19 protein-coding genes and 1 pseudogene are annotated in these 25,171 nt (G+C 68.3%); 5 read left to right on the plus strand and 15 right to left on the minus strand.

Features of this window, described 5'->3' with window-relative positions:
• Window positions 1–84 precede the first annotated feature (84 nt).
• The gene (locus AC2W7K_RS08810; protein WP_198498291.1) at window positions 85–1,005 is read left to right on the plus strand and encodes a LysR family transcriptional regulator; all 921 of its coding nucleotides are present in this window, start codon (window positions 85–87) and stop codon (window positions 1,003–1,005) included.
• Here AC2W7K_RS08810 and AC2W7K_RS08815 read toward each other — a convergent pair.
• Entirely contained in the window at window positions 1,002–1,922 is a 921-nt protein-coding gene (locus tag AC2W7K_RS08815) for a LysR family transcriptional regulator (protein WP_344251334.1), read from the minus strand. The two genes, AC2W7K_RS08810 and AC2W7K_RS08815, sit on opposite strands and share 4 nt — an antisense overlap.
• 108 nt (window positions 1,923–2,030) lie before the next feature.
• Between AC2W7K_RS08815 and AC2W7K_RS08820 the strand changes: the two genes are divergently transcribed.
• Window positions 2,031–3,593 (plus strand): malate:quinone oxidoreductase, encoded by a 1,563-nt coding sequence (locus tag AC2W7K_RS08820; RefSeq protein ID WP_198498289.1) that lies wholly within the window; start codon window positions 2,031–2,033, stop codon window positions 3,591–3,593.
• A gap of 2 nt (window positions 3,594–3,595) precedes the next feature.
• Here AC2W7K_RS08820 and AC2W7K_RS08825 read toward each other — a convergent pair whose 3' ends face one another.
• Window positions 3,596–4,432 carry a helix-turn-helix domain-containing protein gene (locus AC2W7K_RS08825; protein ID WP_232623538.1) on the minus strand — a complete coding sequence of 279 codons (837 nt, stop codon included), beginning with the start codon at window positions 4,430–4,432 and terminating at the stop codon, window positions 3,596–3,598.
• 114 nt (window positions 4,433–4,546) lie between these two features.
• On the opposite strand from AC2W7K_RS08825, the gene AC2W7K_RS08830 reads away from it, so the two are divergent.
• Window positions 4,547–4,957 (plus strand): VOC family protein, encoded by a 411-nt coding sequence (locus tag AC2W7K_RS08830; protein WP_232623537.1) that lies wholly within the window; start codon window positions 4,547–4,549, stop codon window positions 4,955–4,957.
• An 81-nt stretch (window positions 4,958–5,038) separates the two neighbouring features.
• Here AC2W7K_RS08830 and AC2W7K_RS08835 read toward each other — a convergent pair whose 3' ends face one another.
• The 4 genes from AC2W7K_RS08835 to AC2W7K_RS08850 all read right to left on the minus strand — a co-directional run bounded on the left by AC2W7K_RS08835 (window position 5,039) and on the right by AC2W7K_RS08850 (window position 8,806).
• On the minus strand, window positions 5,039–6,187 hold the full coding sequence (locus tag AC2W7K_RS08835; protein WP_198498287.1) for an AAA family ATPase: 1,149 nt from the start codon (window positions 6,185–6,187) through the stop codon (window positions 5,039–5,041).
• 157 nt (window positions 6,188–6,344) lie between these two features.
• Complete coding sequence (locus AC2W7K_RS08840; RefSeq protein WP_486006018.1) at window positions 6,345–6,530, minus strand: hypothetical protein; 186 nt, start codon at window positions 6,528–6,530, stop codon at window positions 6,345–6,347.
• Window positions 6,531–6,986: 456 nt separating this feature from the next.
• Window positions 6,987–8,525: a sodium/proline symporter gene (locus AC2W7K_RS08845; RefSeq protein WP_198498285.1), complete on the minus strand. Its 1,539-nt coding sequence runs from the start codon at window positions 8,523–8,525 to the stop codon at window positions 6,987–6,989.
• The gene (locus tag AC2W7K_RS08850) at window positions 8,522–8,806 is read right to left on the minus strand and encodes a hypothetical protein (RefSeq protein WP_198501039.1); all 285 of its coding nucleotides are present in this window, start codon (window positions 8,804–8,806) and stop codon (window positions 8,522–8,524) included. The genes AC2W7K_RS08845 and AC2W7K_RS08850 overlap by 4 nt, the downstream gene beginning before the upstream one ends.
• 132 nt (window positions 8,807–8,938) lie before the next feature.
• On the opposite strand from AC2W7K_RS08850, the gene AC2W7K_RS08855 reads away from it, so the two are divergent.
• The gene (locus AC2W7K_RS08855) at window positions 8,939–10,966 is read left to right on the plus strand and encodes an acetoacetate--CoA ligase (protein ID WP_198498284.1); all 2,028 of its coding nucleotides are present in this window, start codon (window positions 8,939–8,941) and stop codon (window positions 10,964–10,966) included.
• A gap of 4 nt (window positions 10,967–10,970) precedes the next feature.
• On the opposite strand, the gene AC2W7K_RS08860 is transcribed toward AC2W7K_RS08855, so the two are convergent.
• The 6 genes and pseudogenes from AC2W7K_RS08860 to AC2W7K_RS08885 form a co-directional block, all read right to left on the minus strand.
• Window positions 10,971–12,593 (minus strand): molybdopterin-dependent oxidoreductase, encoded by a 1,623-nt coding sequence (locus AC2W7K_RS08860; RefSeq protein WP_198498283.1) that lies wholly within the window; start codon window positions 12,591–12,593, stop codon window positions 10,971–10,973.
• A 3-nt stretch (window positions 12,594–12,596) separates the two neighbouring features.
• Window positions 12,597–12,926 (minus strand): hypothetical protein, encoded by a 330-nt coding sequence (locus AC2W7K_RS08865; RefSeq protein WP_198498282.1) that lies wholly within the window; start codon window positions 12,924–12,926, stop codon window positions 12,597–12,599.
• Between the two features lie 36 nt (window positions 12,927–12,962).
• On the minus strand, window positions 12,963–13,748 hold the full coding sequence (locus AC2W7K_RS08870; RefSeq protein ID WP_198500924.1) for a Bax inhibitor-1/YccA family protein: 786 nt from the start codon (window positions 13,746–13,748) through the stop codon (window positions 12,963–12,965).
• Between the two features lie 241 nt (window positions 13,749–13,989).
• Window positions 13,990–15,573 (minus strand): AbgT family transporter, encoded by a 1,584-nt coding sequence (locus AC2W7K_RS08875; protein WP_198498281.1) that lies wholly within the window; start codon window positions 15,571–15,573, stop codon window positions 13,990–13,992.
• 366 nt (window positions 15,574–15,939) lie between these two features.
• On the minus strand, window positions 15,940–17,025 hold the full coding sequence (locus tag AC2W7K_RS08880; protein WP_198498280.1) for an inositol-3-phosphate synthase: 1,086 nt from the start codon (window positions 17,023–17,025) through the stop codon (window positions 15,940–15,942).
• A 124-nt stretch (window positions 17,026–17,149) separates the two neighbouring features.
• Window positions 17,150–18,741: pseudogene (locus AC2W7K_RS08885) on the minus strand (peptide chain release factor 3).
• A 103-nt stretch (window positions 18,742–18,844) separates the two neighbouring features.
• On the opposite strand from AC2W7K_RS08885, the gene AC2W7K_RS08890 reads away from it, so the two are divergent.
• Window positions 18,845–19,225 carry a hypothetical protein gene (locus AC2W7K_RS08890; RefSeq protein WP_198498278.1) on the plus strand — a complete coding sequence of 127 codons (381 nt, stop codon included), beginning with the start codon at window positions 18,845–18,847 and terminating at the stop codon, window positions 19,223–19,225.
• 285 nt (window positions 19,226–19,510) lie between these two features.
• Here AC2W7K_RS08890 and AC2W7K_RS08895 read toward each other — a convergent pair whose 3' ends face one another.
• The 3 genes from AC2W7K_RS08895 to hrpA form a co-directional block, all read right to left on the minus strand.
• Complete coding sequence (locus tag AC2W7K_RS08895) at window positions 19,511–20,548, minus strand: protein kinase domain-containing protein (protein WP_198498277.1); 1,038 nt, start codon at window positions 20,546–20,548, stop codon at window positions 19,511–19,513.
• A 239-nt stretch (window positions 20,549–20,787) separates the two neighbouring features.
• Window positions 20,788–21,114 (minus strand): DUF3418 domain-containing protein, encoded by a 327-nt coding sequence (locus tag AC2W7K_RS08900; protein ID WP_486006019.1) that lies wholly within the window; start codon window positions 21,112–21,114, stop codon window positions 20,788–20,790.
• A complete protein-coding gene (hrpA, locus tag AC2W7K_RS08905) occupies window positions 21,111–25,115 on the minus strand; it encodes an ATP-dependent RNA helicase HrpA (protein WP_486006020.1) in 4,005 nt (1,334 codons plus the stop codon). Before hrpA ends, AC2W7K_RS08900 begins: the two co-directional genes overlap by 4 nt.
• Window positions 25,116–25,171: the final 56 nt, after the last annotated feature.

The raw sequence follows: 25,171 nt of genomic DNA on the forward strand, positions 1-25,171 counted from the left end.
GCGGTGCATGGGAATCAAGGTGTCACGGGTGCTGATTAAGTTCAATCAATACTTAGTTCACTTGATCTAAGCTACGCTTAAACCATGAGTTCAGCGCCGTACAACGTCGACCGGCTCCTCCTCCTGCTTCTCGTCTATCGGACAGGCAGCCTCTCCGCGGCCGCCGACGAGCTGGCCCTGTCGACCTCGGCGGTCTCCCAGCAGATGAGCAAACTCGAACGCGAGGTCGGGCTTCCGCTCGTCGTCCGGCACCCCAAGGGCATGCGGCTCACCGACGCCGGCATCAAGCTCTGCGCGCATGCGATGACGATCGACAATGCGCTCGCCGCGGCGAAGAACGATATGGCGGCGTTCGCGCAGCTCGATCGCGGTGAGGTGAGGATCGCGACGTTCCCGACGTTCGCCGCCTCGATCATGCCGAAGGTCCTCCTCCACTTCCATGACCTCCATCCCGACATCGAGGTGACCGTCAAGAGCTACCGACTCGACCGGATCGCCGAGGCGCTCGAGCGGCGGGAGGTCGACCTCGCGACGCTGTGGGACTATCCGTGGGCGCCGATCAGCGCCGACATCCCCGTCCAGACGACGCTGGTCCAGGAGCCGACGATGCTTCTGCTGCCGGCCACCCACCGACTCGCGCGCCGCCGCATCGTCGAGCTCGAGGAGGTGGCGAGCGATCCGTGGATCACCCGCTCGTCGCATCCGGTCGCCTCGGTGCTCAGTCGGATCTGCCGAGACGCCGGGTTCGAGCCGCGCGTCGTCTTCGAGGCCTATGACTACCCCGAGCTCCTCGGAATGGTCGCCGCCGGGCTCGGCGTCGCGATCGCCCCGCGCCTGGCTGTGCGCTCGCATGGGCCCGACGTCAAGGTCGTCGCCCTGCGCGGCAACCCGGCTCCGCGGCGGATCCTGCTCGCCAAGCTCGCTGAACGCGTTCAGTCTCCGGCGACGCTCGCTCTCGTCCGCTCGTTCCGCGCGGTGAGCGGGTCGAAGGAGTGGCGCAGCTAGGAGCTCGCGCGGATCCCGTCGGCGGCCGTCCACTCCCCTGCGCGGTCGACGATGAAGTCGTGGAGCCGTTGGACGACCCGACTGGGTCGGCGCACCGCGGTGACGAGGGCGACCTCGCGCACATAGCCGGAACCGCGCAGGGCCACCTCGGCGAGGCCGTCGACGGGGCGGACGCTGCGCGGCAGGAGAGCCACGCCCATGCCCCTGCTGACGAACTCGCGGATCGTCGAGAACTCGGTGACCTCGGTCTTCACCTGGGGTGCGAAGCCGGCCTGCAGGCACCACGCATCGGTGAGGGTGCGGAGGTTGTAGGACTCGGGATTCGCGATGAAGCGCTCCTCGGCCAGCTCGGTCAGCGACACGGTGCTCCGGTGCGCCAGGCGGTGTCCGGCCGGGACGACAGCGACGATGAGCTGATTCGCGAGCACCACATGGGGCAGCTGCCGCGGCGGCGGAATGATGATCGCAGCGTCGAGCAGTCCACCGCGCAGATCGTCGACGAGAACGGCGCCGTGGGCCTGCTTGAGGTCGAGGCGGATGCCGGGATGCTCGGCGCTGAAGGCCGCGAGCAGGTCGGGGATGACCCCGGCGCCCATCGTCAGCGGGAAGCCGAACCGGATGACGCCGCGGTCGGGATCGGCCGCCTCGGCGAGGTCGGTGACAGCCCCTCCGATCTCCGCCAGGGGCCCGCGGATCTCTGCGACAAGGGTCCGCGCCTGCTCAGTGAGGACGACCGCGCGCCCCGCGGGCACGATGAGCGGCACGCCGAGGTGGCGCTCGAGACCGTGGATGCGCCGGCTCATCGTCGACTGGGGAACCCCGAGCGCGGCAGCGGCATCGGTCATATGGCCGTCCTGATCGGCGAGTTCGACGAGGGCCCGCAGCTGCGGGACGAGCGCATCGACCAATTCATCCATATTCGGATCATACCCATCGATCTGCTCATTGGACGGATGATTCTGCCGGAGCGCATCGTGGAGGAGAACCCACCGCCCGTTCTCACACTCGACCATGAGGAGACCACGATGACCACCCGCCCACGGTCGGACTCGACCGCCGATCTCGCCGCTGCCGACGTCGTCCTCATCGGCGGCGGCATCATGTCCGCGACACTCGGATCGATGCTCGCCGTCCTCGAACCGACGTGGCGCATCGTCATGCTCGAGAAAGCCTCCGACATCGCCGCGGAGAGCAGCGATCCGTGGAACAACGCCGGGACCGGGCACTCAGGCTTCTGCGAGCTCAACTACATGCCCGATCCGCAGGACGGCACTAGGCCCGCGGCGATCGCCGAGCAGTTCCAGCTCAGCCGCCAGTGGTGGTCCTCCCTCGCCGAGGCGGGTCTCATCGATCCGCGGGACTTCATCCACTCCGCGGCCCACGTCAATCTCGTCTTCGGCCGCCGCGACGTCGACTACCTGCGCACGCGCGTGGCGACGCTGCGCACCGATCCCCTCTTCGCCGACATGGAGTACACCGAGGACCCCGCGGTCATCGCCGACTGGGCGCCGCTGACGATGGACGGCAGAGGGGTCGGGGACGAGCCGATGGCCGCGGCCCGGTCACCGCGGGGCACTGACATCGACTTCGGAGCGCTGACGACGGCGCTGACGACGGTGATCACCGGGGCCGGTGGGACTGAGCGGGACCGCGACGACGCGGCGAGCGAGGTGCTCACCGGGCACGAGGTCACCGGGCTGCGTCGCGACGGCGATGGCTGGGTCGTCACGGGCACTGCGCGCCCGACGGACTCCGATGGAGGTTCGCGTCGCTTCTCGCTGCGCGCCGGCACGGTGTTCGTCGGGGCCGGCGGGTACGCTCTGCGCCTGTTGCAGAAGGCGAGGATCCCCGAGGTCAGAGGGTATGCGGTGCTGCCGGTTGGGGCCGCGTTCTACCGCTGTTCGACGCCGGCCGTCGTCCGCCGCCACGACGCGAAGGTCTACGGTCAGGCCGAAGTCGGCGCCCCGCCGATGTCCGTGCCGCACCTCGACAAGCGCATCATCGACGGCGAGGAGCACCTGCTGTTCGGACCGTTCGCGACCTTCAGCACGAAACTGCTGAAGAACGGCCGGCTCAGTGACTTCTTCACGACGCTGCGTCCCGACAACCTCCCTGTCATCGCCGCTGCCGGTCTGCAGAACCTCGGCCTCGTCCGATACCTCATCGGGCAGCTCGCCGCGAGTCCGGCGCGGAAGTTCGCGCAGGTGCGCCGCTACTATCCGCGGGCGAGGCAGAACGAGTGGGAGCTCGTCCCCGCCGGCCAGCGCGCCCAGCTCGTCACCCCGGACCCGCAGCGGATCGGTGTGCTCCAGCAGGGCACCGAGCTCGTCGTGACCGCCGACGGGTCGATCGCCGGCCTCCTCGGCGCCTCGCCCGGCGCGTCGACGGCGGTGCCGATCATGGTCGACCTGCTTCGCCGCGCGTTCCCGGCCGCATGGCACCGCCGGTGGAAGGCGACGATGGGACGGGCGATTCCCGATCTCGACCGAGATTCCTGGGACGCCGAGGCGGTGGCGTCGAGCACTGCCGCCACGAATCGGGCGCTCGGGTTGGGGTCGCCGTCGCGGGCGGTCGGGTCAGAGCGCTGAGCTCACGGGCGGACCTCCTCACCTCTGCCGACCTCAGACTGTGGTGCGTGACGCGGGGACGCCGCCGCGTACTCGGCGGGCCGGCAGCCGGTGTGGCGGAGGAAGTCGGTGGTGAAGTGCGACTGGTCGAACCAGCCCAACTCGTTCGCCAGGTCACCGAGCGGTCCGTCCCAACCGCGATCGAGCGCGGCCACCGCGTCGCTGACCCGCGCCCTGATGAGGATCCGCTTGACGCCGACCCCGCAGTGGTCGAGGAAGAGACGCTGCAGGCTGCGCTCGCTCATCGCCATACCCGCGGCGAGCCTGCCGAGGTTCGTCGTCGCGGGGTCGGCCATGAGGGCGAGCGCGCGACGCACCCGGGAGTACCCGTCGGTGAGCACGGGAGCGCGCGCGAGCAGCCAGCGGTCGAGCACCTCGGCGGCAGACCGAAGATCCTGCGGCACCTCAAGGTCCTCATCGATGCTGGGAAACCACTGTGCCGCGGGGACCGTCGTGTCGCGGATGCTCGCCGGTCGCTCCCGGGCGAAGGCGAGCGTCCCACCGAGGCGGAACTTCACTCCGACGACCCCACCGGTGCCGGACAGTCCGACGTCGAAGCGCGTGCGCGTCACCGGACCGGTCACCCACATCCCCGGCCCCGGTGTGTCGGCCCGCCGCAGCCGACCCCACTCGGAGGTGAGGTTGATCGCCGGTTCCGACACCGTCGTCGCACGGTACCGCTCCCCCGGCCCGAGGTCCCAGGTCACCGACCAGTAGCGCTCCACCCAGGGGCTGAGCGCCTCGTCGGGCACCGCGGAGGCGTAGCGCGCGTGGTCGAGGAGCTCCCTCGGACGCAGCACCCGTCCCAGCCAGTGATCCGGCGGTCGGGTCGCGGCCGCACGCGAGCGCGCCGGACGCGCACTTGGCGGATTTTTCCTAGCGACGCCGTCGTCCATGACACAAGAATGGCAGACATGACTGACACAGAGACGAACTCGACCCCGACCGACACCTCCCAGGCCCCCGTCGCGGCGCTCGCGATGGTCACCCTCGACGCTCCGGACGCCGCGTCACTCGGCGAATTCTGGTCGGCGGTCCTCGGCTGGCCGATCTCCTATTCCGACGAGAACTACGCGATGCTCACCGGACCTTCGAATGCGCTCGGCATCGGGACGATCCCCGACTACCAGCGACCGGACTGGCCCGACGACGGACGCAAGCAGTTCCACTTCGACCTCGCCGCCGACGACGTCGAGGCGGCGGCCGCGAAGATCGTCGAGCTCGGTGCCACCCGGGCCGATCCGCAGCCCGGGGACACGTGGGTCGTCCTCCTCGACCCCGCCGGTCATCCGTTCTGCGTCACGGACGCCAAGGCCTGGGGCTGAGTGCCGGCCGCCTCGGTGACGGGGCATCACCAGGTGCTCGCACCGGCCGGCACATCGAGGGCCCGATGCGGGCCCCGGCGGTCAGCGGTCCCCGGTGCGGTCGCGCACGTACTCCCGGAAGTGCGGAATGACGATGCGCACGACCCCGTGCGCCGGCGCCTCGATGACCCCGTGGGCGAGGAGCATGCGGCGGTAGTCGTTGGCGGTCTGCTTCTTCGCGCCGAGGCGGTCGGCGATCTCCCCGGTGTGCGAGATGTCCTCGTCGTCGGCCATCGCCGCCAGGTACTTCCGCGCCCCGGGCGTCAGTGCGGCGAGCGTCGGTTCGTAGATCTGCTGGATGAGGATCTGCTTGGCCTCGTCGACGACCGATTCGACGTCGGTGCGGGCGATGCGGTCAGCCTCTCCCGCCGCGCGCCAGGCCAGATCCCCGATGATCTGGACCATGTACGGGTAGCCGAGCGAGACTTGCGCCCCGAGGTCGAGGGCCGCCTCGTCGAAGCCCTTCCCCGCTTCCTCCGCGGGAAGCCGGAGAGCGAGCTTCGTGTCCTCAGCGGAGAAGCTGCCGAGGTTGATCCGGTCGGCCCGGCGGAGGAAGGTCGAGACCTCGTCGTTGACGATCGTGTCGATGCTCGCCGGCAGCCCCGCGGCGACGAACGCGAGCGGCGCCTCCTGGGACATCGCGTACGCCACGGCGTCGGTGACGGCCCGGAACTCGTCGATGTTCGACCGGTGCACCTCGTCGAGGGCGATGACGAGCCCGGTGCCGTGGGCATCGAGGATCTCGAGGACGGACATGAGGTGGTGCCGGAAGTCCGGCTGCAGCGCGCTCGTCGTCTCCGTCCGGGTGGTCAGACCTCCGGCGCCGCCGGGCAGCGTGAAGCCGACGATCTTCGACTTCGTCGTCTCATGGGCGTCGTGGGCCTCGAGCACTTCGGGCAGTCGGGCCTGCGTGAGCCGGTCGACGAATCCCGGCGACGCCTGCTCCCGGACGGTCAGCCACTGCCGTGACTCCGCGACGTCTTCGAAGATGTTGAGCAGCACCGTCTTGCCGACACCGCGCTGACCGGTGACGAACACGGTCCGTCCCGTGCCGCCGCGCTGATCGAGCGCCCGCGCGAACGCGTTGACCTCCGGTTGGCGACCGACCGCCACAGGCGGTGTCGTGCCGAATCCGGGCCGATACGGCGACTCCTCGTTGGCCGCCGACGACGGCGGGATGACAATGGTCATCGGGACCCCCAGGTGCGTGTGACGATGCGGTCTTCACTCTCGACCGTACATTACCGTATATTCCGTATTTGCCGTAGGTATATGCCGACATCACGGGTGCTCCCGATTCCGCGCACCTCACTACCGGTGAGCGTCGCGACGATCAGCGCTCCCGCGATCACCGCTTCGCAACCCGCACGATGTAGTGCGACCCGTCGAGACCATCGACGAGAAACGTCGCGCTGTGCGTCGAGTTCGCGCCTGTGACCACCAAATTCGGCTTGAGCACGAACTTGGCCTGTCCCGCCTGTTCGAGGTCGATGCGCATGCCCAGCTTGACGGTCCGCGTCACGCTGGTGCGCACCAGGTTGCGCGCCGCGCGCTCGGCGTCGGTCCGACCAGCGTCGTCTCCGAGAGGTGGGCCCAGGCTGAAGCGCTGTGCCGATCCGAACTCGTCAACGGTTCGGTCCGCGGACTGAAGTCGGCAATTGCGGCGCTCCCCGTCGTGGCGTTGACGAGGACGTGGACGGTGCCACCGTGGGCTGACTTTCCCTGCCGAGAGAAAACGCCTCGAGTCCGCACGTCGATCGCAATCGACCAGAACGGGTGGGCCACGGCTCTGGCCTCAGCCTCAGCACCCGGGAGCTTGCGCCGGAACACCGCGACCGCCTCGGCGGCGGTGACCGGGGCCGTCAGCCGGAGGATTCGAGCGGACCGACGACCGTCACCCGACTCGGGCGCGTCGGACCTGACCTCATCGAGATCGGGCCGCCACCCAGTGTCGGGTGGCCGGTCGGCGGAGTCGGCAGACGACATCGGATCACGCATCCTTGGGCACCTGGGAGGAGAGCGCAGCGTTCTGCCCGGTGAGCATCCGTGCGGGAATCGGACCGATCTTCGCGGTCTCCTCGAGCTCTTCGACGATGTGCGCAGGCACCGGATGAGACCGCTGCGTGGCCAGGGAGACGACGATGATCGCCAGCGTCGAGGTCACGATCCCGACACCCATCGGGTCGATGCCGGTGACGTCGACGAGTCCGCTGAGCTGCCACCCCACCGAGGACACAGTCCCTGCGACCATCGAGGCGATCGCCCCGGGCACATTGGCCTTCCTCCACCACGCGGCGGCGACGTAGACGGGGACGAACGCGGCACCGAGCACGGTCGTGGAGAAGATGACCACCTCGGCGACTGCGGGCGGATCGCCCACCGCCACAACGTAGCCGCCCGCGGCGAGGATGAGGACTGTGAAGCGTGAGACCCACACGGAGGCACGCTCGCTCATGTCCCGTTTGATGAAGCGCTGGAAGAGGTCCTGACTGGCGATCGTCCCGGACTGCAGCAAAAGGGCATCAGCGGTCGACATGATCGCGGCCATGATGCCTGCCATGACGATGCCGACGGCGAAGCTCGGCAGCACGGCGTCGGCGACCTGGAACACGGCGAGTTCCGGATTGTCGAGGCCCGGCAGGATGATGAGCGCCATGATGCCGACGATGTAGGGCGCAGGGATGAAGAGCAGGTTGAATCCGGTCGCGTAGAGGCTCGCGGCCCTTGCCACCGACGGCTTCTTCATCGCCATGTGGCTGACGTTGACGTGCGGCCACCCCATGTACCCGATCGAGAAGACGAGCACAGCGCCGACGATGACGCCCCATTGGACATCGGCGTAGCCGCCGGGGCCCCACATCGTGAGCAGATTCGGGTTGATCTCGCCGACCGCCTCATTGCCGGCGGTGAACCCGCCGACGGCCTGGAGCGTGCCGATGAGGATCCACACCATGCCCACGCACATGATGATCGCCTGGACGAAGTCCGTATAGGCGACCGCGAGGTACCCGCCGAGGAAGGTGTAGAAGACGATGACGCCGACGGCGACGAGGAGGGCCCACGCGTACGGAATCCCAGTGACCATCTCGAGGCCGCGACCGCCGGCGATGAACTGGCTCATGACGTAGAAGAAGATGCAGAACAGGGCGATGGGGGCGGCGATCGCCCGGATCCACTTCGACGGGTACCTCTGTTCGAGATAGCCGATCGACGTCAGCGACCCGAGGATCTGGGAGAGCTTGCGCATCCGCCGGCCGAGGATCGAGAGGTTGAGCACCCCGCCGCCGATGTCCCCCATCGCGTACCACAGCGAGAAGTACCCCTGCGTGTAGCCGAGGGACCCGGCGCCGAGGAACATGTACCCCGACATCGATGAGGACTGGAGTCGCAGAGCCGTGACCGCCGGTCCCAGGCTGCGTCCACCGAGGAGGTACCCCTCCGAACCCTGGGACCCGATCCGCATCGTCCACACGCCGATTCCGGCCATGGCGATGAAGTAGATGATGAGGAACCACGTCTCGATATTCATGACCGGTCTCCGGATCCATGCGTCGGGGTGACCGTGCCGGTGGGTCCGCCCGGTCCGTCGGTGAGGGGACCGGGTGCGCCGTCGGCAGCGTCCTCAGCACCCCAGCGGCGTGAGAGGAACACGAAGACGAGGGTGTAGATCACCCAGAGCGCGGGGATGCCGAAGATGATGACGACGGTCGTCGTCGGCAGACCGAACACGAGAACCACCTCTTTGTGATGCGGGACGGAGCGCAGCAGGTGGAGACCGTGCTCCGCGCTGCGCGTCTGTGTCTGCGACACTACCGCGCAACCCGAGCATGCGTCTCACCCGCCCCCTCGTCGTGACAAGATAGGACGAGCTCAGCGCGGTGCGACGGCCTCTGCGGTCGGGGACCGTGCACGACCGTCTTCACCGACCGATGGGAGTCACGCATGGACAGGACCGAACTCTGGCAGCCGAGCCCGCAGCGCATCGAGGGCTCGCAGCTCCGGGCGTTCATGGCCCGGCTCGCCGACACCCACGGGGTTCAGACGCGCGACTACGCCGACCTCCACGCATGGAGCGTCTCCCACCTCGATGAGTTCTGGGAGGCCATCTGGTCCCACTTCGACGTCATCGGCGAGCGCGGCACCGGTCCCGTCCGGGAGGGCGATTCGATCTCCGCGACCCGCTGGTTCCCCGGCGCCGCCCTCAACTACGCGGAGAACCTGCTCCGGCAGGCCGAGGCGACCCCGGACGCCGAGGCGGTCGTCGGCCTCCACGAAACCGGTGCTCGGGAGACCCTGACGTGGGCGCAGCTGCGCGCCCAAGTCGCCTCGCTCGCCGCCCATCTGCGCCGCCTCGGCGTCGGTCCCGGCGACACCGTGTGCGCGGTGCTGCCCGCCATCGTCCAGACCCCGGTCGCCCTGCTCGCGACGGCGAGCCTCGGCGCGATCTGGTCGGTCGTCAACACCGACTTCGGGGTCGACGGCATCGCCGACCGCTTCGCCCAGATCGAACCGCGCGTCCTCTTCACCGTCGACTCCCATGAGTTCGGCGGCACCCACCGCGACCAGCTGGCCCAGCTGCCGGCCGTCCTCGAGGCCCTGCCGACCGTGCGCCACCACATCCTCGTCGACACCCTCACACAGCAGGCTGCCGGCGACCACGAAGCCAGCGGAGTCACCGGCAGCGACGCAGATGCCGCCTCCCTCACGGTGCCGAGCGCACGCTGGAGCGAGATCATCGCCGAGGAGGCGCAGCCGCAGTACGAGCGGGTCGACTTCTCCCATCCGCTCTGGGTGCTCTACTCCTCCGGCACGACCGGCCGGCCCAAGGGCATCGTCCACTCCCACGGCGGGGTCGTCCTCGAATCGCTCAAGGCCAATGCCCTCCAGTACGACGTCCGCCCCGGCGACCGCGTCCACTTCGCGGTCTCGACGACGTGGATGGTCTGGAACCTCATGATCGACGCGATGATGCGCGGGGCGACGATCATCACCTACGACGGCGCCCCGACCTGGCAGCGACCGGATCGACATCTGGCGATCTGCAGCGCGGAGCGTGCGACCCTCTTCTGCGCGGGGGCCGCGGTCCTCTCGATCGGTGCCCGCGCCGGGGCGGTGCCGAAGGACGACCTCGACTTCACATCCCTGCGCACGATCATCTCGACCGGCTCTCCCCTGCCGGCGGAGACCTGGACGTGGGCGTACGAGGCGATCAGAGCCGACATGCTCGTCGGCTCCGACTCCGGCGGCACGGACGTCGCCTCGGGCATCCTCGGGTCGAACCCGCTCGGTGCCGTGTGGCTCGGCGAGCTGCAGGGCCCCTACCTCGGCGTCGACGCCCGCATCGTCGACGGCGACGGGCAGAGCGTCGAGGGAGAGGTCGGCGAGCTCGTCATCGCCGCCCCGATGCCCTCGATGCCCGTGATGTTCTGGAACGACCCGGACGGGTCGAAGTACCGGGCGGCGTACTTCGACGACTTCGCGGGCCTGTGGCGGCAGGGCGATTGGGCGACGAAGATCCCCGGCGGCGGATACGTCATCCACGGCCGGTCGGACGCGACGATCAATCGGGGCGGCATCCGCATGGGCTCGGCCGACATCACCCACGTCGTCGATCAGGTGCCCGGTGTCGCCGAATCGATGGTCCTCGGTGCCGAACTGCCCGGCGGCGGGTACTTCATGCCGCTGTTCGTCGTGCCCGACCCGGGCACGGAGGTCGACGCTGACCTGAGATCCGCGATCACCGAGGCGATCCGCTCCCGCCTGTCCCCGCGCTACGTGCCCGATGAGATCATCGCGGCCCCCGGCATCCCGAAGACGCGGACGGGCAAGACGATGGAGGTGCCGATCAAACGCGTCATCCAGGGCGGTGATCCGGCGGCCGTCAATCGCACGACCGCGGTCGACCCGACGATCGTCGACTGGTACGTCGACGTCGCCCGCGACGTCGCGCAGCGCCACCCCACCGGCTGATGTCCTAGTCGACGCGGAAGTCCCGGTCGTGCAGACCCGTCGCACTGCCGGGGATCGCCGGCCTGCGGTCGGAGATCTGGACGTTGCCGTCCTTGTCCGTCGCCCGCACAGTCACCGTGTGCGACCCGGGTGCGACTCCGGTGAAGACGAACCGCCACTGCCGCCACGTGTCGACGGTGAGCTCCTCGCTGAGTTCGGCGGTGTTCCAGTCGCCGTTGTCGATGCGCACCTGCACCTGCTCGATCCCGGAATGCTGCGCCCACGCCATGCCCGCGGTCACGACTCGCCCGTCCTGTGCCGCCACGGTCGACCCGGCCCGGGGCACGTCGACGCGGGAGGCCACGAGCACGGGTCCGTGGGTCGACCAGCCGCGCGTCGTCCAGTACGCCTGCTTGTCGGCGAACCGAGTGACCTCGAGACTCGTCACCCATTTCGTCGCAGACACGAACCCGTAGAGCCCGGGCACGACGAGGCGGGCGGGAAAGCCGTGGTCGCGCGGCAGGGGCTCACCATTCATCCCCACGGCCAGCAGGGCGGCGCGGTCGTCGGTGAGGACCTCGAGCGGCGTCGAGGCGGTGAAGCCGTCATCGGATCCCGACAGCACCATGTCCGCGCCTGCCTGCGGACCGGCCCGGGCGAGGAGTTCGCGGATCGGGTAGCCCAGCCATTTCGCGTTCCCGATGAGGTCGCCGCCGACCTCGTTCGACACGCAGGTCAGCGTCACATAGTGCTCTTCGAGCGGGAGGCCGAGGAGCTCCTCCATCGTCACCGTCACCTCCCGGTCGACCATGCCGTGGATGCGCAGCGACCACGAATCCGCGGCGACCGCGGGCGGGACGAGGGCCGTGTCGATGCGGTAGAACTCCGCATTCGGGGTGACGATCGGCGCGAGGTCCTCGATGTCGAGCTCGGCACCGTCCGGGACCGGAGGCGCCGAGGAGGCCGGGCGCGGCAGGACGAGCCGGGTGACCGTGCCTGCCGCATTCCGTGCGAGCACCGCCGCCGACTGCCCGGCGGCGATCGCGGCGATGCCGAGGGCGCTCAGACCCGCGGCGATGCCGAAGAACATCCGCCGATCCGGCCCGGCGTCGGTCGGCGGGGCGCCGGCAGGTGGAACCGCGTCGGACAGACCGGTCCCGCCGGGACCGACCCCGACGAGGTGCGTCTGCTCCGGCGCGGCCGCGACCAGGGCCGGCTCCGGAGCGCCGAGGCGCAGCAGCCCGAGGTAGACGGCGCAGCCGAGCAGCACGCCGCCGAGCGCGGGAGCGAAGTCGAGCAGCGTTCCGCCCGTCGTGAAGAGCAGCACGATCGGGAGGACCCCGAGACCGGCGAGGAGGACGAGTGAGAGTCCCCGCCGGGTGCGCCCGAGCAGACCGATGAGGCCGCCGACGATGACGCCGACGGCGGCGATCGTGATGATGAGGGCGAGTTTGTCATGCGTCCCGAACACCGCGATGGCGGCCTTGATGAGCACCGTCGGCATGAGCGGGATGAGCGTCTGCCCGAAGACGAGCAGCGGCGCCGAGGCGGTCGAGAGCACCCCGGCGAGGAACTCGGAGGCGCCGAAGTAGACGAGGGCGGCGACCGCGCCGGCGGTGGCGAAGACGAGCGTGCGGCGGCCGGCCATGGTCTAGGCCAGGTTCCGACGGAGGTCGACGGCGGCGGTGTGGAGACGCTCGAGCATCTCCTGCCCCCGTGCGGGCGGCAGGGTCTTCGCGGCGGCGATCCCGGTGTCGATGAGGACGACGACCTGATCGGCGAGACTGTGGTCGCCGATATCGGGCACCGGGCGCCCCGCCGAGCCGATCCGCGAGAACTCCGCGAGCGCCTCGGCGATGGTCTGCCTCCGCGTCCCCGCCGCGGACTCCCCGACCTGCACGAGCTGGGTGGGGGTGAGGCCGATGATGCGGATACGCAGACGGCGGACCTCGGTGTCGAGGTCCGCCGTCGTGTCGTTCATGTGCTCATCCTACGCGCCGGATTCGGCGCGCAGGCCTCAGTTCCTGAAGTAGGAGAGGAGGCGCAGGATTTCGATGTAGAGCCAGACGAGCGTGGTCATGAGCGAGAACGCGCACAGCCACGAGAAGCGCTCGGGAATGCGCTGCTTGACGCCTTCCTCGATCATCTGGAAGTCCATGATCAGGGTCATCGCGGCGAGCACGGTCGCGACGATGCCGATGACGATGCCCAGCGGGATGCCGAAGATCTCGATCGAGCGGGCGCCGCCGGTGCCGGTGAAGAGGGCGAAGCCGAAGTTGATGAGCGAGAACACGGCGTAGCCGCCGACGGCGATGAGCATGAACTTCATCATCTTCGAGCCGTAGCGCACACCCTTGAACTTGAAGAGGGCGAGCATGACACCGAAGACGGACAGCGTCGCGAGCACGGCCTGGAGGACGATGCCGTCCCACTGGGCTTCGAAGATCGCGGAGATGCCGCCGAGGAACACGCCCTGGAACGCGGCGTAGCCGATGATGAGGCCCTTGTTCGGTTCGCGCTTGAACGCGTTGACGAGACCGAGGACGAGGCCGATGAGCATCGCCGGGAAGGCGAGCACGGGCACGAACCATCCGAGGACGGCGCCGGCGAGGAGGATCGCGAAGAGGATGCCCGTCTTCATCATGACGTCGTCGTACGTCATCGCCCGGTCGTCGACGGGACGACCGGTGTTGCGCTCCTGCGCTGCCGGCTGGTTGAACAGGTCGTTGAGCTGCTGGTCGGACATGACCGGCTGCTGGTTGCGTCCGGCTTGGACGCCTTCTCTGATGGTGCGGTCCATCATGGGGTTACTCACGGTCGAGATCCTTTCGATCTGAGTAGTGGTCTCGCCGTCTGGCGAGTCGAACGTCGCTTGCCAGTCTAGCCGGATCACCTGGACGGTCACTGAGGACTGCGGGGTCCGGGGACAGAGCGTTGCATGATTGCAACACTTCTGCCGACCCGGGTATTCCGCTGCCGGTACGACGCCCGGCCGTCCCCGGCGCGCGAATGGCTGCGGTGGACCGCCTCGGCGAGGTGGGGGCTCAGTTCATCGAGTAGTCCATGGCCGCGCCGGGACCCCACGGGATGCCGGTGAACCACCAGATGAAGAAGAGCAGACCCCAGAAGAGGAACATCGTGAACGAGAGCGGGATCGTGAACGACAGCAGCGTGCCGATGCCCGCGTCCTTCTTGTACCGCTGGATGAAGCCGAGGACGACGACGAAGTACGGCGACATCGGGGAGATGATGTTCGTCGTCGAATCGCCGATCCGGTAGAGCGCCTGCGTCGTCTCCGGGGAGATCGACAGGAGCATGAACATCGGCACGAGGACCGGGGCCATGAGCGTCCACAGACCCGACCCGGAGGTGAGGAAGAGCGCGCCGAGGGCGACGAGCAGCCAGCCGCCGAGCAGGATGACGAAGGTGCTCGTCTCGAGCGAGCCGAAGAGGTCGGCTCCCCGGATCGCGAGGATCTCACCGAGGCTCGACATCTTGAAGAGGGCGAGGAACTGGCTGGCGGCGAAGAAGAGGACGATGACGGGCACGAACGGCAGCAGCCCCTTGCCCATCATCTCCGGGATGTCGGAGACCTTCGTGATCGACCCGGTCGCGTACCCGTAGACGATGCCGACGATGAAGAAGCCGAAGCCGATGATCGCGGCGATGCCGGCCATGAGGCCGGATTCGGGTCCGAAGCCGCCGGCTTCGTCGCGGAGGAACGAATCGGCGGGCAGGGCGAGGAGGAAGAGGATGACCGCGCAGACGACGATCGTGATGACGGCGAAGAGGACGCCGCGCTTCTCCTTGGCGTCGAGTGCCATCTTGACGTCGAAGACGTCCGGATCGTTCTCATCGGGCTCGTCGAGGACCATCGCGTCGGCGCGCTTGGACAGGAGGAGTTCGGTGACGAGGGTGATGGCACCGGCGACGACGAACATCGAGACGAAGTTGAAGTAGAAGTTCGCGACGGGGCTGACGACGTATTCGGGGTCGATGATCTGCGCCGCCGAGGTGGAGAGACCACCGAGGACGGTGTCCATCGCGTTGACCATCGGTGCGGCCGAGTACCCGCCGGAGGTCGCTGCGTAGGCGACGATGCAGCCGAGCAGCGGGTTGCGGCCCACGGCCCGGAACGCGAGTCCGCCGAGCGGGATCATGATCATGTATGAGGCGTCGGAGGCGATCGACGAGGCGGTGCCGGCGAGGGCGACGATGAAGGTGATCCACTTCGGCGAGGCCCCGGCGATCGTGCCGCGCAGCATCGCCGGGATGAGACCGGACTGTTCGGCCACGGCGACGCCGAGGAGGACGATGATGACGAGCCCGAGGGGCGGGAACGTCACGAAGTTCATCACGGCCCCGCCGACGATCTCCCGCAGGGATTCCGTCGTGAAGAGGTTCGTCACCGACACCGTCTCCCCCGTGGCCGGGTTGACGGCGCTGAGCCCGGTGGCCGAGAAGATCGCCGAGAGGATCATGACGACGACGGCGAGGGAGAGGAAGAGCCAGAAGGGATGCGGCAGCTTGTTGCCGGCCTTCTCGATGACGACGAGCACGCGCATCAGCCAGCTCAGTCGGTCGGGGCTCTGCGCCTGGGTGTCGGTGTCGGCTGTTCTCGTCGACATGGTGTCTCCTGGTTCGGGTCGGCGGTGCGCGCGGCGGCACTCTGCGGCCGACTGCACTCGGCGGATGACGTCATCCTGTGAGCGCAGTCACTGAGACAAGATACCAGGATTCGGTTGACTGCCGGGACGCATGCGGTCGGATCCGCCCGCTCGGCCGGGGTCGTGCCGGAGGAGGTGGGGACGTCGGGCGCCAGGCGTCGTGCGGGAGACGGTGGGGACGTCGGGCGCCAGGCGTCGTGCCGGAGCGGGCGGGACGCCGGGCGCCGGATGTCGGACGCTGTCGAGCAGATGCACGGATGCCGGCCACCCTGGCGGGGTAGCCGGCATCCGTGCTGTACGACGCGACGCGGTGCGGCGCCGGGACGGTCAGCGCTCGATGTCTCCGCGGATGAAGGCTTCGACGGCCTCATGCGCCGCGTCGTCGCTCTTCTGCTCCGGCGGGGACTTCATGAAGTACGACGAGGCTGAGATCAGCGCACCGCCGACACCGCGGTCGAGGCCGATCTTCGCGGCGCGCACGGCGTCGATGATGACGCCGGCGGAGTTCGGGGAGTCCCAGACCTCGAGCTTGTATTCGAGGGAGACGGGGGCGTCGCCGAAGTTGCGGCCCTCGAGGCGGACGAACGCCCACTTGCGGTCATCGAGCCATTCGACGTAGTCGCTGGGGCCGATGTGGACGTCGCGGGCGGAGAGCTCGGCCTGGGTGTTCGAGGTCACGGCCTGGGTCTTCGAGATCTTCTTCGACTCGAGGCGCTGGCGTTCGAGCATGTTCTTGAAGTCCATGTTGCCGCCGACGTTGAGCTGGTAGGTCCGGTCGAGGACGACGCCGCGGTCCTCGAAGAGCTTCGCCATGACGCGGTGGGTGATCGTCGCACCGATCTGGGACTTGATGTCGTCACCGACGATCGGCACCCCGGCGGCGCGGAACTTCTCGTCCCATTCCTTCGTCCCGGCGATGAAGACGGGCAGGGCGTTGACGAAGGCAACCTTCGCGTCGATCGCGGCCTGGGCGTAGTACTCGGTGGCTTCCTGGGAGCCGACGGGCAGGTAGCAGACGAGGACGTCGGCCTCGGCGTCGCGCAGGGCCTGGGCGACATCGACGGGGTCGGTGTCGGACTCGACGATCGTCTCGCGGTAGTACTGTCCGAGGCCGTCGAGCGTGGGACCGCGCTGGACGGTCACACCGGTCGGGGGCACCTCGGCGATGGTGATCGTGTTGTTCTCACTCGCGGTGATCGCCTCGGCGATGTCGGTGCCGACCTTCTTGCCGTCGACGTCGAACGCGGCGACGAAGTCGAGATCACCGACGTGATAGTCGCCGAATTCCACGTGCATGAGTCCGGGAACCTTCGTGCCGGGGGCAGCATCCCGGTAGTACTCGACACCCTGGATCAGCGACGACGCACAGTTGCCGAGACCGGCGATGGCGACTCGAATCTTCTTCGTTCCCACGAACTCTCCTTCTGTCCTCTCGGGTCTCCCCGCAGTCCGGGCTGCTGCGCGTGCGCGCGAACCCGAATATCCATCTTAGTGATCACGTCAAAACCGCGGAGCACCCGTCCGCGCCGGGGCCTCGTCAGCTGACGACGAGCGGTTCGAGCACGAGGTCGGGGTGGTTCTTCTGCACACCCTGCAGGCGCCAGCGGTCGGAGAACAGCGCGAGCAGCTCGCCGTCGGAGCGGCTGAGCACCTCGACGTTGCGCTCCCGGGCCAGGGTCGGCACGCACTCAGGGGTGGTGCGCCGGGCGAGGGAGAAGTTGAGGCGTTCGAGCGAGCACGGGGCGTTGAACTCGTTGTTCATCCGGTCCTCGGCGACTTCGAACTGCATCGGACCGACGGCCCCGAGGACCGGTGCCTGGTCGCCGCGCAGGTCCGAGCGCAGCACCTGGATGACGCCTTCGTGGTCGAGCTGTTCGATGCCGCGCCGGAACTGCTTGTACTTCGAGGAGTCCTTGGCGCGGATGACCATGAAGTGCTCGGGCGAGAACGTCGGGATGCCGGGGAACTCGACCTTCTTGTCGAGGTAGAGCGAATCGCCGACGCGCAGCGCGCTGGCGTTGACGAGGCCGACGACATCCCCGGGGAACGCTTCGTCGACGACGTCGCGGTCACGGCCGAAGACCTGCTGCGCGTACTTCGTCGCGAACGGCTTGCCGGTGGCCGAATGTGTGAGCACGCTGCCGCGTTCGAACACGCCCGAGCACACCCGGATGTAGGCGAGACGGTCGCGGTGGTTGGAATCCATGCCGGCCTGCACCTTGAAGACGAACCCGGAGAAGGGGGCGTCGACGTCACGGGGGTTGTCGTCCTTGTCCTCGCGCGCCTCGGCGGCCGGAGCGAGATCGACGAGCATGTCGAGGAGCTTGTGGATGCCGAAGTTGAGCACCGCCGAGGCGAACATCACCGGCGTCGACTTGCCGGCGAGGAACGTCGCCTGGTCGTGGTTCTGGTCCTCCATGTCGAGGAGCTCGGATTCGTCGACCGCCGTCGTCCACGCATCGCCTTCGAGCTCAGCGGCGGCGTCTGCCGACAGGGTCTCCTCACCGGCGATCGTCGCGCCGCCGTCGGTGCGCGTGTACTTCGTGTACTCGCCGGTGACACGGTCGAGGACGCCGCGGAAGTCACCGGAATGGCCGACCGGCCAGGTGATCGGCGTCGGCAGGAGGCCGGTGCGCTCGTGGACTCGTCCATGAGGGCGAGCGGGTCGAGGCCCGGGCGGTCCCACTTGTTGACGACGGTGATGATCGGGATGTTGCGGTGGGCGCAGACTTCGAAGAGCTTCATCGTCTGCGACTCGAGGCCCTTCGCGGCGTCGATGAGCATGACCGCGCAGTCGACGGCGGAGAGGACGCGGTAGGTGTCCTCGGAGAAGTCCGCGTGGCCGGGGGTGTCGACGAGGTTGAAGACCGCGTCGCGATACTCGAACTGGAGGGCGGCCGAGGAGATCGAGATGCCGCGGTCCTGCTCCATCTGCATCCAGTCGGAGACGGTCGCGCGGCGGCCCGCCTTGCCGTGGGTGGCTCCGGCCTGACCGATCGCCTTCGCGTGGAGGGCGAGCGCCTCGGTGGTCGTCGATTTGCCGGCGTCCGGGTGCGAGATCACTGCGAAGGTGCGGCGACGCGCCGCCTGCGTGCGGATCTCTTTGTCAGAATATTGGCCAGAAGTCACCAAAATATCCTACCGCCGATCGGGCTGGGAGTCCCTGTCCGATCAGTCACAGTCGACCGTGATCCCAGGCTCCTTTCGGAGAGTCCGCTTAGGCTGAGTGGCGATGACTGAGGAATACGTTGACTACGCCGGCCGGTCGGAGCCGAAGGAGCGGTGGCTCAAGGCCTCCCCGCTCATCATCGCCGGCGTCCTCGGAGTCCCGCTGCTCGCGCTGGCGGTGCTCTTCTCCCTGTCGATCGCGCAGATCGCGAAGTTCATGTTCGATCTCGGCACCACAGGGTGGGACGTCGTCGGAATCGTCTTCCTCAGCCTCTCGGGTGCCCTCTGCGTGCTGCTGTGGATCGCGTTCCTCTTCATCGGTTCGCGCCGCCGCACCTGGCGCTGGCGGATCTCCTGGGCGGCCGCAGCGCTCCTCGTCGCCGCGGCACTGCCCCTGTGGTGGCTGTTCGCCGGATACCTCACCGGCAACCCCGCCCCGATGTAGCTCCGGCGGACCGCCGGAGGCCTCGCGACGTCGGGATCGTTGCGGCGCTCGGACCCCGGCGGCGTCCGGACGCCTGCGGCGCACTGCGCACTACCCGAAGCGTCACACGCCACCCGGAGCTCCACTCCCGCCTCGGCGCGCGATGCACACCGCTGAGCACCACACACACCGCGCGGCTTCACGAGAACTACCCTGAGCACGACACGCACCCCGTGCACGCGGTGTGCATGCAACTCCACGTGCGTGATGGGTCGATCGCACCGACGCAACAGGCCACCTGCGGCTTCACCAGCGCGTCGCCCGGGTCGTTCGGCCGTAGTCTGTCGCGGTCACATCGACGACCAGAGCGTCGTACATGTCCGTCATGGCGACAACAGTGTGTGCATGGTCCATCAGGAGCCCCGCGCTGTCGCCGAGCGCCTCGCGCACCGGGTCGGGCACGATCTGCCGAGAACCGTTCGCAAATGACCGCAGAAGCTTCAACCTCTGCTCCCGCGATTCAAATCCCATTTCATAGAGCAGCCAGTGGAACAGGTGCATGAGGGCGGTGTCACGATCAAAGTCGCCATGCGCGGACATCGCGTTCTCTTCTGCGGAGCTGAGAACGAAGGATGAGTGAAGAGCCAATCCGAAATCGCTGAATAGCAGCGTGCCATCGCGAACCAGAATGTTGCCCGGATGCAGATCGAAGTGCTGGAAATGTCGCGACTTCATCCACGTCGTCGCCTCGAGGATTTGGGCGACGGCGTCGGAGAATATGGTTCCTGCTCGCCGGGAGGCGACGCTGCTGCGCAGCCACGATGCCAACGTCTCTGGAACATATTCGAGCACGAGCAGCAGGCTGCTGCGTGACGCTCGGAGGGAATCGATCTCTCTTCGGATCTTCGGCCAATATCTCCCCCACCGTTGACGGACCTCTGCGACATCGAACTCACTGAAGTCGACATCGCAAGTGACATCCGCAATGCGCCAGTCCAGCAGCAGCGGGAAGAAGTCGGCCTCGCGTTCCCACACCCAAGCAGAGGTGAGCTGATGAGCAGCCAGCTCTCTTCCGACGCCGTGCGAAGGACTGACGAGACCGTAGTGACTGGTGACAGGCAGATCGAGCCAGCTCCGTGTCGCAGTGGGAGCGAGATTCTGCTCAGCGGTGAGCGGCATCTGCTTGATGAAAACCTTCGACCCTCGAAACTGCGCAACCCTTGTCGTGCCTCCGATGCCGACACCGACCACTCGTGAACCGTAGAGGAGGTCCATCGTTTCCTCGTCGTCCAGCGCAGCCAGTTCATCGGCGATTGCCTTCGCTCGAGTCAAACGATCGCTCACGACTTCACTCTAACGCCACACCCACCTCGGCGCGCGATGCACACCGCTGAGCTCCGCACACACCGCGCAGCTTCGCGAGAACTACCCGGAGCACGACACACACCCCGTGCACGCGGTGTGTGTGCAACTCCACGTGCGGGATGGGTCGCTCGCACCGGGGCCAGAGGACCCCGAGACGCACGACCACCGAAGCGCCGTCGCTCACTGAGGCCGACCCGCGAACGACGAACGGCGACCGGCTACAGCAGGGCCAGGGCCTTCGCGATGCGCTTCTCCGAGACCGGCTGCGGGGTGCCCAAGCCGTTCGCGTAGAGGCTGACGCGCAGCTCCTCGAGCTGGACGAGCACCGCTCGCCACTCACTCGGCACCGCGACGAGCCACCGGTTCCACGGCTCGGATCCCAGTCCCGGGAAACGGGTCGCGAGCTTCTTCGCGACCGCCTCGGCGCTGCCGGTCACCCGATCCATGAGCTGACGATCACGCATCGGAGAGTCCTGCATGGCGCCGATGCGGACCGTCTCCGCCTCGACCCACCGCGGCAGAGCGCTCACCATCGCCGGTGTCATCGCCGCGATCGCCGCCGCACTGACCCGTGATCCGGTCCAGGCTGGACATCGGCGAGATTGGCGAGGATCGTCAGCGACGACGCCGACGACATCAGCTTCTCGAGCTCGGTGGCGCGGCGCAGCGCCGTGATGACCGCAGGCAGCAGCGTCGCCGTGACCTCGGTGATCTGCGCATTCACCGCAGTCCGCAGCCGGGAGAATGCCGCCTCATCGCCGACCCACGACGTCTCGGCAGGTCCGAGCTCGGACTCGACGATGCCGCGCACGCCGGCGCGCACGATGGCGGCGAGCAGCTCATCGGAGCGCTTCTGATGCCCGGCGAGGACGAGCTTCTCCTCCGTCGTCAGCCCGTCCCGCAGATAGTTCAGCGCCTCACCCGCACCCAGGCTGAGCAGGGTGATGACCGCCTCCCGGCTGGCCAGGCGCGCCTGGACCGCGGTGTCGAAGGCGACGAGGTCGACGCTCTCTCCGCGATCGGCGAGCCCGGGCACGACACCGGCATCGGCGGTGTCCGGATCCGCCAGCTGCCCGATGCTCCACGAGGTCAGCCCCCGCTTCTCGGTGAATGCCGAGGCCTTCACGCGCGCCTTCTTCACCTGCGGCTTCGCGGTCTTCGTCAGCACGCTGAGGTCCTCACCGAGGCCGACGGTCCTCGTCCCGTCGACGAGGCGGAAGCGGATGCGCAGATGCGCGGGAATCCGCTCCCGATCGAAGTCGTCGGCCGACACGGTGATCGGCACGAGGTCCTGGAGGCCTCCGCCGCCCGCGCGGTCACTGAGGTGGGCGGCGAGCACCTCGGGAAGGCTCCCCTGATACGGGGTGAGGGCGGGCAGGATCTCCCGCGCGACGTCCGGGGCGGGAACGAAGTAGCGTCGCTTGTTCTTCGGCAGCGACCGGATGTAGGCGGCGACGAGCTCCTCGCGCAGACCCGGCACCTGCCAGCTGAACTCGTTGGGATCGACGAGCGGGACCGCCGCTGCCGGGATCTCGACGGTGACCCCGTCCTCCGTCGATCCGGGGTCGAACGAGTAGCGCAGCTTCGCCGCCGTCCCGTCGGCGAGCTCCCATTCCATGGGATAGTCCTCAGCCACCGAGGCGGTCAGCGACTCGCTGTCTTCGCTGAGCAGCACCGCGGTCGTGAGGTCGAGCAGGTGCGGATCGCGCCGCTTCTGCCCCTTCCACCACGACCGGAGATCCGCCGCCGAGGTGACCGTGGCGGGAATCCTGGCATCGTAGAAGTCGAAGAGGGCGTCGTCCTGGTCGAGGACCCGACGGTTCCTGGTCCGCGAGGCGAGTTCCTCCGCCTCCTCGACGACGGCGGCATTGTGGTCGAGGAAGCCGAACCGCTCACGCCAGTCACCGTCGATGAGGCCGTTGCGGATGAGCATGTCCCTGGCCGCGGCCGCATCGATCGTGCCGTAGCCGACCCGTCTGTCGCTGGCGAGCGTGACGCCGTAGAGCGCGATCTTCTCGTGCACCATCGCCGCCCCCGCCGTCCGCGACCAGTGCGGTTCCGAATGCTGCCGGGTCACGAGGTCGCCAGCGGCGTCGATGACCCAGTCGGGGTCGATCGCCGCGACCGTGCGCGCCCACAGCCGCGAGGTCTCGACGAGCTCGGCGGCCATGACGAAGTCGGGATTGACCTTGAACAGCCCCGATCCCGGGAAGATCGCGAACCGCGTGCCGCGCGCCCCCTGGTAGTCCTTGTGCTTCTCCGAGCGCGACCCGATCATCGACAGCAGCCCGGTGAGCAGCGCCCGGTGGATCGCCACGGCTCGCAGGTCGAGCTTCATCGCCGCGGCGTCGGCTCCGCGGCCCGGCTCGACTCCCCCGCGGGCCTTCTTCGCCTGCTTCTTCGCCGCCGTGAGCTCGGCGAACCCGATTTTGCCCTGTCCGCTTCGGTTCTCAGACGATGTCCTCGCCGAGGCGACCGCCCCCTGACCGCGGCCCTGAACTCGGCGGTTCGCCCCCTGGTGTCCGGCACCGTCTCGTCCGGCACGGCTGTCATCTCCGCCGGCAGCCGCCTCGGTGTCGCCCTGACGCCAGGTCGGACGGTCGACCCGGATGCCCGCGGACCCGAGCAGGGAGCGGAGCTGGCCGACGAGGTCCTGCCATTCGCGGATCCGGACGAAGTTGAGGAACTCGGCCTTCATCTGCCGACGGAACTTCGACGACGACATCGACGCCTGCGCGTCCTCGAGGTAGTTCCACAGGTTGAGGTAGGAGAGGAAGTCGCTGCCGCGATGGACGAACCGGGCGTGCTTCTCATCGGCGGCGGCCCGCACCTCGGTGGGGCGCTCGCGCGGATCCTGGATCGACAGGGCGGCGACGATGACGAGGACCTCTCCCCCTACCCCGGCCTCGGCACCGGCGATGACCATCCGCGCCAGCCTGGGGTCGATGGGGAGGACGGAGAGCTTCCTGCCGGTCGGGGTCACCGTGATGGCGCCCGACTTGTCACTCGTCAGTGCCCCGAGTTCGGCGAGGAGCGTGCGCCCGTCACGGACTGCCTTGGCATCGGGCGGGGTGAGGAACGGGAAGCCGAGGATCTCCTCGTCGGATGAGGCGAACCCGAGGTCGGCCATCTGGAGGATGACGCTGGCGAGGTTGGTCCGCAGGATCTCAGGGTCGGTGAACTCCGGCCGGGACTCGAAGTCGGCCTCCGAGTAGAGACGGATTGTGATGCCCTCGCTCGTCCGTCCGGAGCGGCCCTTGCGCTGGTTCGCGCTGGCCTGCGAGATCCGCTCGATCGGCAGCCGCTGGACTCGGGTCCGGTTGGAGTAGCGGGAGATGCGGGCGGTGCCGACGTCGATGACGTATTTGATGCCCGGCACCGTCAGGGACGTCTCGGCGACGTTCGTGGCGAGGACGATGCGCGGACGCGAATGGGGTCGGAAGACCTTCTGCTGCTCACCGGCCGAGAGCCGGGCGAAGAGCGGGATGACCTCCCACTGGCGCATCCGCGGGTTCTTCCGCACATGCGCCTCGAGGGCGTCAGCGGTGTCGCGGATCTCGCGCTCTCCGGAGAGGAAGACGAGGATGTCGCCCGGTTCTTCGGCGCTGAGTTCGTCGACAGCGGCGATGATGCCGTCGATCTGGTCCTCGACCCCGGTCTCGTAGTCCCCGGATTCGCCGGGTCCATCGACGTCATCGTCGGCGGTGTCGTCGGTCAGGGGCCGGTAGCGGACCTCGACCGGATAGGTTCGGCCCTCGACTTCGATGATCGGGGCGTCGTCGAAGTGCTGCGAGAAGGATTCGGGGTCGATCGTCGCCGAGGTGATGATGATCTTGAGATCGGGCCGCTGCCGGCGCACCTCTTTGAGGTAGCCGAGGAGGAAGTCGATGTTGAGGCTGCGTTCGTGCGCCTCGTCGATGATGATGACCTCGTAGTCGCGCAGCAGTTTGTCGCGGGAGAGCTCGGAGAGGAGGATGCCGTCGGTCATCACCTTGATCCGGGTCTCGTCGGCGACCTGCGCGGTGAACCGCACCTGATAGCCGACGGTGCCCCCGAGGTCCTCGCCGAGTTCGTCGGCGATGCGTTCGGCCACGGTGCGCGCGGCGATGCGCCGCGGCTGGGTGTGACCGATCATGCCCTCGACGCCGAGGCCGAGGTCGAGGCAGATCTTCGGCAGCTGCGTCGTCTTGCCCGACCCGGTCTCACCGGCGATGATGACGACCTGGTTGTCGCGGATCGCCTCGGCGATCTCATCCTTCGCCGCACTGACCGGAAGTTCCTCCGGGTATGTCACCGCCACGGGGTGGGCGGCCCGCGACTCCCGCAGGCGGGCACGGCGCTCGCGGTGCTCGGCCCCGGTCATGCCCCGGCGGCCGCGGCGCTTCGCCGACCCGCCTCGGCGGGATCCTCTTCTGCCGCGGGACCGCTCGCTGGGAGTGCGCTCATCGGCCGGGCGCTCGCTGCTCACCGGGCGCTCATCGGTACGGCGCTCGTCGTTCCGGGAGGTGTTCTGGTGCTCGGGTGCTGCCGAGTTCTCGTCTGCCATCTCACCTCCCAGCTTATCGTCCGCCTGCCCTCCCTCAGCGCAGCCGGTGAGCGGCC

The organism is Brevibacterium sp. LAARM2_SD2 (assembly GCF_057364785.1).

Coding starts and splice junctions, on each gene's coding strand:
- AC2W7K_RS08810 (WP_198498291.1), top strand. CDS start 85: ATGAGTTCAGCGCCGTACAACGTCGACCGGCTCCTCCTCCTGCTTCTC.
- AC2W7K_RS08815 (WP_344251334.1), bottom strand. CDS start 1,922: ATGGATGAATTGGTCGATGCGCTCGTCCCGCAGCTGCGGGCCCTCGTC.
- AC2W7K_RS08820 (WP_198498289.1), top strand. CDS start 2,031: ATGACCACCCGCCCACGGTCGGACTCGACCGCCGATCTCGCCGCTGCC.
- AC2W7K_RS08830 (WP_232623537.1), top strand. CDS start 4,547: ATGACTGACACAGAGACGAACTCGACCCCGACCGACACCTCCCAGGCC.
- AC2W7K_RS08835 (WP_198498287.1), bottom strand. CDS start 6,187: ATGACCATTGTCATCCCGCCGTCGTCGGCGGCCAACGAGGAGTCGCCG.
- AC2W7K_RS08845 (WP_198498285.1), bottom strand. CDS start 8,525: ATGAATATCGAGACGTGGTTCCTCATCATCTACTTCATCGCCATGGCC.
- AC2W7K_RS08855 (WP_198498284.1), top strand. CDS start 8,939: ATGGACAGGACCGAACTCTGGCAGCCGAGCCCGCAGCGCATCGAGGGC.
- AC2W7K_RS08860 (WP_198498283.1), bottom strand. CDS start 12,593: ATGGCCGGCCGCCGCACGCTCGTCTTCGCCACCGCCGGCGCGGTCGCC.
- AC2W7K_RS08865 (WP_198498282.1), bottom strand. CDS start 12,926: ATGAACGACACGACGGCGGACCTCGACACCGAGGTCCGCCGTCTGCGT.
- AC2W7K_RS08870 (WP_198500924.1), bottom strand. CDS start 13,748: ATGATGGACCGCACCATCAGAGAAGGCGTCCAAGCCGGACGCAACCAG.
- AC2W7K_RS08875 (WP_198498281.1), bottom strand. CDS start 15,573: ATGTCGACGAGAACAGCCGACACCGACACCCAGGCGCAGAGCCCCGAC.
- AC2W7K_RS08890 (WP_198498278.1), top strand. CDS start 18,845: ATGACTGAGGAATACGTTGACTACGCCGGCCGGTCGGAGCCGAAGGAG.
- AC2W7K_RS08900 (WP_486006019.1), bottom strand. CDS start 21,114: ATGACACCGGCGATGGTGAGCGCTCTGCCGCGGTGGGTCGAGGCGGAG.
- hrpA (WP_486006020.1), bottom strand. CDS start 25,115: ATGGCAGACGAGAACTCGGCAGCACCCGAGCACCAGAACACCTCCCGG.